The following is an 8,751-nucleotide window of genomic DNA, read 5'->3' as shown; positions in this document are numbered from 1 at the left end:
GCCGGGCGCCGAACCGCTCGGGCTCGCGGCCGACGACGCGCCCGGGGACGCCTTGGCGCCGTGCTTGCCGGAGCGCGCCCTGCCCGCACCGGCGGAGACCGCGGCGACCCCCTCCGGTTCGGCCGCCGCCCCTTCGCGCCCGACCGAGACCGACGGCTTGGGCGCCTTCCCGTCGTCCCTCACACTCATGCAGCCCGCCGACGCCGCGACCACCAGTGCGGTCACGGCCAGACGGGTGGGGGCGGACAACTGGCGCACGGGCGGCCTCCGGAGCGCGGCGGGGCAGGGTCACCCTGACCAACTCCCTTTCCCCCGCCGGGGACACGCCCGGGGCGCCGCCGGTACGAACGGGATTCCGACGGGTGGTCCTCCGGTGGCGAATCCGGTCCCACCCGATCAGGTCGGGGCGGACCCGGTCGCGTCAGGCCGGGGTGCCGCCGGCGAGCCCCGCCCCGAGAAAGACCGCGCCGAGCCCCACCAGCACCGACGCGGCCACGTTGGCGGCGGCGAGGAACTTCCAGCCCCGCTCGGCCAGTCGGAGCGTCTCGTAGGAGAACGTCGAGTACGTGGTGAGCGCGCCGCACAGCCCGGTGCCGAGCAGCGCGTACGTACCGGAGGAGGCGGTCGCGCCGGCGAGGGCGCCGAGCAGCAGGCTCCCGGCCGCGTTGACCACGAACGTGCCCCAGGGGAACACCGAGTCGTGGCGCGCCTGCACCGCGCGGTCGGTCAGGTACCGCAGCGGCGCGCCGACGGCCGCGCCCACGACCACCAGAAGCCACGTCACGTCCGCACCGCCCGCCCCGCCCCGGCCCGCGCGGCCAGCGCCCGCCGGGTCGCCTCGGCCGCCAGGCCCACCGCGCCGAGCGCCCCGAGGAGCGTCCCGGCGGCGTAGGCCATCGCCAGGCCCGGCTGCTGCCGGGCGAGCAGCCGCGCGACCTCCACGGCGTAGGTCGAGAAGGTGGTGAAGCCGCCGAGCACCCCGACCCCGAGGAACGGCCGCACCAGGGGGTGGGCGCCGCGCCCGCCCTCGCTGATCAGCGGCATCAGGACGCCGATGAGGGCACAGCCCAGGACGTTGATCAGCAGCGTCGGCCAGGGGAAGCCGCCGCCGTGGACCGGCCAGGCCTGCGCGAGGCCGTACCGGGCGCTCGCCCCCAGCGCCCCGCCCGCCGAGATCACCGCGAGCACCGGCCACTTCGCCCCGCCGGCGGTCTCGGCACGCTGGGCCGGAACGTGGAGGTCGACGTCCGGGTCGATCGCCTCCGGCCGTTCGGGCGTGCTCACCCGTAGCCCAGCGCGTGCAGCCGCTCGTCGTCGATGCCGAAGTGGTGGGCGATCTCGTGGACGACGGTCACCTCGGTCTCGGCGACCACGTCCTCCCGGGACTCGCACATCCGCAGGGTGGGGCCCCGGTAGATGGTGATCCGGTCCGGGAGCACCCCGGCGTACCACTCGCCGCGGTCGGTGAGCGGAGTCCCCTCGTAGAGCCCGAGCAGCTCGGGGTCGTCGGTGGCGGGCTCGTCCTCGACGAACACGGCGACGTTGTCCATCAGCCGTGTCAGCTCGGGCGGGATGCGGTCCAGCGCCTCCGCGACCAGTTCCTCGAACTCCTCGCGCGTCATCTCCAGCACGCGGCCATTGTCACGCATGGGGCGCCCGGGCGCCCCGGCCGGGCGGCCCCGGACCTGGCCCCGCCCCGCCCCGGCGGCCTCCGGAGGGGTCCCGACGGGCCCCCGGGAAACCGTTTTGGCGATAGCTCCTCCCATCCCATATGCTTCTCACGTCCCCGACGCGCTGCGAAGCGCCCAGGTGGGCCCTTAGCCCTCATCGTCTAGTGGCCCAGGACGCCGCCCTTTCAAGGCGGTAGCACGGGTTCGAATCCCGTTGGGGGCACGCTTTACCGTGTGCGAGACTAGTGCTCGCACATAGCTTGGTCCTGTGGAGCAGTTTGGAGTGCTCGCCACCCTGTCAAGGTGGAGGCCGCGGGTTCAAATCCCGTCAGGACCGCTGGTGTTTCACGTGAAACACCGTGGCTGGGTAGCTCAGTTGGTACGAGCGATCGCCTGAAAAGCGATAGGTCGCCGGTTCGACCCCGGCCCCAGCCACCATCGGAAGGCCCCGTCCCCTGGACGGGGCCTTCTTGGTTCTCACTCCCGCTCGCGCGTCCGCGCCCGCAGGCCCCGTACGGCGAGGACCAGCGCGGCCACCGCCACCACGGTGAGCAGCAGCGCCCAGTCCGGAACGGCGTCGCCGACCGAGCGGGCCCACTGCTCGGCCGCGTACGAGTCGTCGACGTCCAGCAGCCCGGGCAGCGCCGTGGCCCCGTCGAACGCCAGGAACAGGCCGCCCAGGACCATGAAGAACAGGCCCGAGAGCAGCGAGGTGGTGTGCAGCTCGAAGCGGCCGAGCCGCACCGCCCGGCCACGCAGCCAGCGGCGGCGGCCCAGCCCGAAGCGCTCCCACAGCAGCGCCAGCAGGAACAGCGGGGCCGCCATGCCCAGCGCGTACACCGCGAGCAGCAGCCCCCCGTAGGCCGGGCTGCCGCTGACCGCCGCCACGGTGAGGACGCTGCCGAGGATGGGCCCGGCGCAGAAGCCCGCCAGGCCGTAGACCGCGCCCAGGGCGTAGACGGAGGCGGCCGTGGTCGGGCGGATGCGGCCGGACAGCTCGGTCATCCGCCGGCTGGCGAAGCCCATGCCGAGGATCTGGGCGGCGCCGAGCGCGATGATCAGCCAGCCGCCGAAGAGGACCAGCTGGTCGCGGTGGCCGTAGAAGAGGCGGCCCGCGTACGAGCCCGCCGCCCCCAGCGGGACCAGGGTGGTGGCCAGGCCCGCGTAGAAGAGGCCGGTGCGGGCCAGCAGCCGGGAGGCGGAGTCGATCGAGTACGCGAAGAAGGCCGGCAGCAGCAGCGCGCTGCACGGGCTGAGCAGCGCGAGCAGCCCACCCAGGAACGCGGCCAGATAGCCGATGTCCGCGGTCACTTTCCGGTGCCCTTCGCACCGGCGGCGGTCTTCGCCGCGCGGTAGGCCGCCGCCTCGTCGACGGCCCGCGCGAAGGTGTCCAGCGGCTGGGCGCCGGCCAGCGGGCGTCCGTTGATCACGAAGGACGGGGTGGAGCTCGCGCCGAGTCCGTACGCCTCTTCCTGGTCCTTCTTCACCGAGGCCTTCGCCGCGTCGCTGTCCGCGTCCCGGGCGAAGCGGTCGAGGTCGCCCACGCCCGCCTCCTTCGCCAGCTCGCGCAGCCGGTCCTCGCCGAAGCCCTTCTCCTTGGAGCCGTGGGCGTAGGCGGCCGTGTGGAACTGCCAGAACCGGCCCTGCCGCCCGGCCGCCCAGGCCGCCCGCGCCGCCGCCTCCGACTCCGCGCCGAAGATCGGCATGTTGCGCCACTCGATGCGCAGGGTCCCGGCGTCGACGTACTTCCGCACCAGCGCGGGTTCGGTGTCGCGGGCGAACTTGCCGCAGTACGAGCACTTGAAGTCGGCGTACTCGATCATCACGACGGGTGCGTCCGGGCGGCCCTGGGCCAGCGCGTCCCCGCCGTCGCGCCGGGCCAGCTTCTCCAGCTCCGGGAAGGTCCCGGCGGGCGGCTCGACGGCCTCGGCGCCGGAGTCCTTCCCTCCGCCGCCGGACGAGCTCGCCCCGTACGAGGCGATCCCGAGCAGGGCCGCCGCGGCGACGACGGCCGCGCCGATCAGCCAGGGCTTCCTGGACTTCGGCCGGGACGCGGGCCCGGGCTTGGACGTGGACGCAGGGGTGCCCTGGGGCTTGGACATACGGGTCTCCGTGTACGTACCGCCGCGCGAAGGCGGCGGAGAAGGAAAGGGGAAAGGGACGGCCGGTCGGTGGACCGGCCGTCTAGACCCTCAGTACGGAGAGCTCGACGGGTGTGGGCGCGGTGAGCGTGGGGCCGCGCACCGGCGGGTCGCGGTGCTGCGCGGCCCGGGCGGCAAGGGCCGCCGGGGCGAGCCGCTCCCCCAGGGCCGGGGCCTGGTCGTAGGCGGTACGGACGCGCACCGGCGCGGCGGGATCGCCGCCCCGGTCCTGCTTGCCGCCCTGCTCACAGCCGGGCGGATGGTCGAGGGAGGCGGAGATCCGGGTACCCGGCGCGTCGTCCGGGGAGGCCGCCGCCGGCGACGGTCCGCACAGCAGCACCGTCGCCACGCCGAGCACCATCAGCAGCACGGCCGCGAGGCGGCGGTGCGGGGCTGCGGTGCGGGGCATGCCCGAAATGGTACGGGTGCGGCGTGCCCCTTCCGAAATGCGTTCGCCACCGCCGCGCGGCGGGTGAGATCCTGAAGCAGGTATGTCTACTTCCTTTGCCGATCTCCAGACCCTGCTGGGCGAGATCTCGCTGCGTGACGCCCATCGGCTCGGCCGCCGTCTGGACGGTGCCCGGCGCATCAAGAAGCCCGAGGCCCGGCAGGCCGTGCTCGACGAGATCGCCGCCGAGGCCGCCAGGTCCGCCGAGCGCGTCGCCCGGCGGGCCTCCCGCGTACCCGAGGTCACGTACCCGGAACAGCTCCCGGTCAGCCAGAAGAAGGACGTCATCCTGGAGGCGATACGGGACCACCAGGTCGTGATCGTCGCGGGTGAGACCGGCTCCGGCAAGACCACCCAGATCCCCAAGATCTGTATGGAGCTGGGCCGGGGCGTGCGCGGGATGATCGGGCACACCCAGCCCCGCCGGATCGCGGCCCGTACGGTCGCCGACCGCATCGCGGACGAGCTGAAGACCCCGCTCGGCGAGGCGGTCGGCTGGAAGGTGCGGTTCACCGACCAGGTCGACCAGGACGCCACCTTCGTGAAGCTGATGACGGACGGCATCCTGCTCGCCGAGATCCAGACCGACCGCGAGCTGCGCGCCTACGACACGATCATCATCGACGAGGCCCACGAGCGGTCCCTGAACATCGACTTCCTGCTGGGCTATCTGGCCCAGCTGCTGCCCAGGCGCCCCGACCTCAAGGTCGTGATCACCTCGGCGACCATCGACCCCGAGCGCTTCTCGCGGCACTTCGGAAGCGCGCCGATCGTCGAGGTCAGCGGGCGGACGTATCCGGTGGAGGTGCGCTACCGCCCCCTGCTGGAAGAGGATTCCGAGGACGTCGACCGCGACCAGATCACCGCGATCTGCGACGCCGTCGACGAGCTCCAGGCGGAGGGCCCCGGCGACATCCTGGTCTTCCTCTCCGGCGAGCGCGAGATCCGCGACACGGCCGACGCCCTGAACAAGAAGAACCTCCGGTCCACCGAGGTGCTGCCGCTGTACGCGCGCCTCAGCCACGCCGAGCAGCACCGCGTCTTCCAGCAGCACACCGGCCGCAGGGTCGTGCTCGCGACCAACGTCGCCGAGACCTCCCTGACCGTGCCGGGCATCAAGTACGTCATCGACCCCGGCACCGCCCGTATCTCCCGCTACAGCCACCGCACCAAGGTGCAGCGGCTGCCGATCGAGGCGATCTCGCAGGCCAGCGCCAACCAGCGCAAGGGCCGCTGCGGCCGTACCAGCGACGGCGTCTGCATCCGGCTCTACTCCGAGGACGACTTCCTCTCCCGGCCCGAGTTCACCGACGCGGAGATCCTCCGTACCAACCTGGCGTCCGTCATCCTCCAGATGACCGCGGCCGGGCTCGGCGACATCGAGAAGTTCCCCTTCATCGACCCGCCGGACCACCGCAACATCCGCGACGGCGTCCAGCTCCTCCAGGAGCTGCACGCGCTGGACCCGGCGGAGAAGGACCCCCGCAAGCGGCTCACCCCGATGGGCCGCAAGCTCGCGCAGCTGCCGGTCGACCCGCGGCTCGCCCGGATGGTCCTGGAGGCCGACAAGAACGGCTGTGTCCGCGAAGTCATGGTCATCGCCGCCGCGCTCTCCATCCAGGACCCGCGCGAGCGCCCCTCCGACAAGCAGCAGCAGGCCGACCAGCAGCACGCCCGCTTCAAGGACGAGACCAGCGACTTCCTCGCCTTCCTCAACCTGTGGCGGTACGTCCGCGAGCAGCAGAAGGAGCGCGGCTCCTCCAGCTTCCGCCGGATGTGCAAGCAGGAGTACCTGAACTTCCTGCGCATCCGGGAGTGGCAGGACATCTACTCCCAGCTGCGCACGGTCGCCAAGACCATGGGCATCCACCTCAACGAGGAGGACGCCCCCGAGCAGAGCGTCCATGTGTCGCTGCTGGCCGGGCTCCTCTCCCACATCGGGCTGAAGGACACCGACAAGAACGAGTACCTGGGCGCCCGCAGCGCCAAGTTCGCGATCTTCCCCGGCTCGGCGCTCTTCAAGAAGCAGCCCAAGGTCCTCATGTCGGCCGAGCTCGTGGAGACCTCGCGGCTGTGGGCGCGGGTGAACGCGAAGATCGAGCCCGAGTGGATCGAGCCGCTCGCCCAGCACCTGGTCAAGCGCACCTACAGCGAACCGCACTGGGAGAAGGACCAGGCCGCGGTGATGGCGTACGAGAGGGTCACGCTGTACGGCGTGCCGATCGTCGCCAACCGCAAGGTGAACTACGGCCGCATCGACGCGGAGGCCTCGCGCGAGCTGTTCATCCGCAACGCGCTGGTCGAGGGCGACTGGCGCACCCACCACAAGTTCTTCGCCGACAACCGCAAGCTGCTGACCGAGGTCGAGGAGCTGGAGCACCGCGCGCGGCGCCGCGACATCCTGGTCGACGACGAGACGCTCTTCGACTTCTACGACCAGCGGGTGCCCGAACACGTGGTGTCCGGCGCGCACTTCGACTCCTGGTGGAAGCACAAACGCCACGAAGAGCCGGAGTTCCTGGACTTCGAGCGGGAGATGCTCATCCGGGAGTCGGCGCTCGCCGTCACCAAGGACGACTATCCGGACAACTGGCGCCAGGGCCGGCTGAAGTTCAAGGTCACCTACCAGTTCGAGCCGGGCGCGGACGCGGACGGCGTCACCGTCCACATCCCGCTCCAGGTCCTCAACCAGGTCACCGACGAGGGCTTCGACTGGCAGATCCCGGGCCTGCGCGAGGAGGTGGTGACGGAGCTGATCCGCTCGCTGCCCAAGCCGATCCGGCGCCACTACGTGCCCGCGCCCAACTTCGCGACGAAGTTCCTGGAGCGGGCGGTGCCGTTGCAGGAGCCGCTGCCGGTGACGCTGGCGCGCGAGCTCCAGCGGATGGTGGGGGTGCCGGTCACGGCCGAGGACTTCGACCTGACGCGCGTCCCGGACCACCTGAAGATCACGTTCCGGATCGTCGACGAGCGGCGCCGCAAGCTGGCCGAGGACAAGGACCTCGAAGCGCTCAAGCTCCGGTTGCGCCCCAAGGCCCGCCAGGCGCTCTCCCAGGCCGCCGCGGCGGCGGTCCCCTCGGGCGGGGTCTCCATCGAGCGCACGGGCCTGACCGACTGGACGATCGGCACCCTGACGAAGGTCTTCGAGACCAAGCGCGCGGGACAGCCGGTGAAGGCGTATCCCGCGCTCGTCGACTCCGGCGAGACCGTCTCCGTACGGCTCTTCGACACCGAGGCCGAGCAGCGGCAGGCGATGTGGCGCGGCACCCGGAAGCTGATCCTGCTGAACATCCCGGTGAACCCGGCGAAGTTCGCCTCGGACAAGCTGACGAACCAGCAGAAGCTCGCCCTGTCCCGCAATCCGCACGGCTCGGTGCAGGCGCTCTTCGAGGACTGCGCCACGGCCGCCGCCGACAAGCTGATCGCGGACCACGGGGGCCCGGCGTGGGACGAGGAGTCCTTCCGCAAGCTGTTCGACAAGGTGCGCGCGGACCTCGTCGACGCGACCGTACGGACCGTCGGACAGGTCCAGCAGATCCTGGCCGCCTGGCAGGCCTGTGAGCGCCGTCTGAAGGCCACCAACAGCCTGGTCCTGATCAACAACCTCCAGGACGTACGGGAGCAGCTGGCGGCCCTCATGCCGGCCGGTTTCGTGACCCTGACGGGGCTGCGCCGGCTGCCGGACCTGATGCGCTATCTGGTGGCGGTGGACCGGCGGCTCCAGCAGATGCCGACGTCGGTGCAGCGCGACACCACGCGCATGGAGAAGGTCCACGAGATGCAGGACGAGTACGCGTGGCTCCTGGAGCAGATGCCCCAGGGGCGGCCGGTGCCGCAGGAGGTCCTGGACATCCGCTGGATGATCGAGGAGCTGCGGGTGAGCTACTTCGCGCACGCCCTGGGCACCGCGTTCCCGGTCTCGGACAAGCGGATCGTGAAGGCGATCGACGCGGCGGCGCCGTGACGGCCCCGTCGCCCTGAGTGAGTTCGACCTGACCAGCTGACCTGCTGTAGAGTCTCTCTCGCAGCCAAGGAGCAAGCACAGGCTGCGAAACCTGGTCCTGTGGAGCAGTTTGGAGTGCTCGCCACCCTGTCAAGGTGGAGGCCGCGGGTTCAAATCCCGTCAGGACCGCAGTGAAATCGAAGCCCGCCTCCCTCGTGGACGCGGGCTTCGGTGCTGTTGCGGCGCCGACTCGGTGACAAGTGGGCCCGGATCCCTGGGGATTCGGGCCCACTTGGCGTTTCCAGCCGTCTTGACGCGCTCATCCGGCGCCGGTACCCAAGGAGGAGGCACAGCGGGCCCCACTCCGGAGGTGGCGCATGAAGGCGTCGTCCGCGAGGCACGAGACTCGGGCGCTGCTCCGCGCCCACCTGTCGGCCGCGAGCGGCTACCGGCACGTCACCCCTCACTGCCCGGTCTGTTCGCGCCTCCTGCGGCTCGCCATGGAGCCGTCCACCGAGCCCGACCCCTTCCTCGCCCTCCCCGACGCGC

8 protein-coding genes, 4 tRNA genes and 1 pseudogene are annotated in these 8,751 nt (G+C 71.7%); 6 read left to right on the top strand and 7 right to left on the bottom strand.

Features of this window, described 5'->3' with window-relative positions; translation table 11 throughout:
* The 4 genes and pseudogenes from ACJA3G_RS22910 to ACJA3G_RS22895 form a co-directional block, all read right to left on the bottom strand.
* A pseudogene (locus ACJA3G_RS22910) lies at window positions 1-258 on the bottom strand (hypothetical protein); the annotation flags it as partial.
* 163 nt (window positions 259-421) lie between these two features.
* Window positions 422-784, bottom strand: a complete 363-nt coding sequence (locus tag ACJA3G_RS22905) for a fluoride efflux transporter FluC (protein ID WP_406554902.1) — start codon at window positions 782-784, stop codon at window positions 422-424.
* Window positions 781-1,284: a fluoride efflux transporter FluC gene (locus ACJA3G_RS22900; RefSeq protein WP_406554901.1), complete on the bottom strand. Its 504-nt coding sequence runs from the start codon at window positions 1,282-1,284 to the stop codon at window positions 781-783. The genes ACJA3G_RS22905 and ACJA3G_RS22900 overlap by 4 nt, the downstream gene beginning before the upstream one ends.
* Complete coding sequence (locus tag ACJA3G_RS22895; RefSeq protein ID WP_358836015.1) at window positions 1,281-1,631, bottom strand: metallopeptidase family protein; 351 nt, start codon at window positions 1,629-1,631, stop codon at window positions 1,281-1,283. Before ACJA3G_RS22895 ends, ACJA3G_RS22900 begins: the two co-directional genes overlap by 4 nt.
* A 189-nt stretch (window positions 1,632-1,820) precedes the next feature.
* Between ACJA3G_RS22895 and ACJA3G_RS22890 the strand changes: the two genes are divergently transcribed.
* From ACJA3G_RS22890 to ACJA3G_RS22880, 3 genes are all read left to right on the top strand, one after another.
* Window positions 1,821-1,893: transfer RNA gene (locus ACJA3G_RS22890), tRNA-Glu, on the top strand.
* A 39-nt stretch (window positions 1,894-1,932) separates the two neighbouring features.
* Window positions 1,933-2,007, top strand: a tRNA-Asp gene (locus ACJA3G_RS22885).
* 24 nt (window positions 2,008-2,031) lie between these two features.
* A tRNA-Phe gene (locus ACJA3G_RS22880) sits at window positions 2,032-2,108 on the top strand.
* A 39-nt stretch (window positions 2,109-2,147) separates the two neighbouring features.
* Here the strand turns inward: ACJA3G_RS22880 and ACJA3G_RS22875 are convergent.
* The 3 genes from ACJA3G_RS22875 to ACJA3G_RS22865 form a co-directional block, all read right to left on the bottom strand.
* Window positions 2,148-2,981 (bottom strand): cytochrome c biogenesis CcdA family protein, encoded by an 834-nt coding sequence (locus ACJA3G_RS22875; RefSeq protein WP_406554900.1) that lies wholly within the window; start codon window positions 2,979-2,981, stop codon window positions 2,148-2,150.
* Window positions 2,978-3,772, bottom strand: coding sequence for a DsbA family protein (locus ACJA3G_RS22870; protein ID WP_406554899.1), 795 nt, complete (start codon window positions 3,770-3,772; stop codon window positions 2,978-2,980). Before ACJA3G_RS22870 ends, ACJA3G_RS22875 begins: the two co-directional genes overlap by 4 nt.
* 82 nt (window positions 3,773-3,854) lie before the next feature.
* The gene (locus ACJA3G_RS22865) at window positions 3,855-4,220 is read right to left on the bottom strand and encodes a hypothetical protein (protein WP_406554898.1); all 366 of its coding nucleotides are present in this window, start codon (window positions 4,218-4,220) and stop codon (window positions 3,855-3,857) included.
* Window positions 4,221-4,302: 82 nt separating this feature from the next.
* Here ACJA3G_RS22865 and hrpA point away from each other — a divergent pair, with 82 nt between their 5' ends.
* The 3 genes from hrpA to ACJA3G_RS22850 form a co-directional block, all read left to right on the top strand.
* Window positions 4,303-8,223 (top strand): ATP-dependent RNA helicase HrpA, encoded by a 3,921-nt coding sequence (gene hrpA / locus ACJA3G_RS22860; RefSeq protein ID WP_406554897.1) that lies wholly within the window; start codon window positions 4,303-4,305, stop codon window positions 8,221-8,223.
* Window positions 8,224-8,316: 93 nt separating this feature from the next.
* Window positions 8,317-8,391 (top strand) — tRNA-Asp (locus ACJA3G_RS22855).
* A 188-nt stretch (window positions 8,392-8,579) separates the two neighbouring features.
* A partial coding sequence (locus tag ACJA3G_RS22850; RefSeq protein WP_406554903.1) for a DUF6274 family protein occupies window positions 8,580-8,751 on the top strand: 172 nt, incomplete at its 3' end.

Origin of the sequence: Streptomyces sp. YS-3 (assembly GCF_045257485.1) — a bacterium.
Lineage (GTDB): Bacteria > Actinomycetota > Actinomycetes > Streptomycetales > Streptomycetaceae > Streptomyces.
The sequence above is the reverse complement of the archived record's forward strand: the minus strand, read 5'-3'. Positions and strand labels throughout refer to the sequence as shown.

What these genes read in the sequence shown, in the direction of transcription:
- ACJA3G_RS22870 (WP_406554899.1), bottom strand. Translation starts at nt 3,772, where the DNA reads ATGTCCAAGCCCCAGGGCACCCCTGCGTCCACGTCCAAGCCCGGGCCC.
- ACJA3G_RS22865 (WP_406554898.1), bottom strand. Translation starts at nt 4,220, where the DNA reads ATGCCCCGCACCGCAGCCCCGCACCGCCGCCTCGCGGCCGTGCTGCTG.
- hrpA (WP_406554897.1), top strand. Translation starts at nt 4,303, where the DNA reads ATGTCTACTTCCTTTGCCGATCTCCAGACCCTGCTGGGCGAGATCTCG.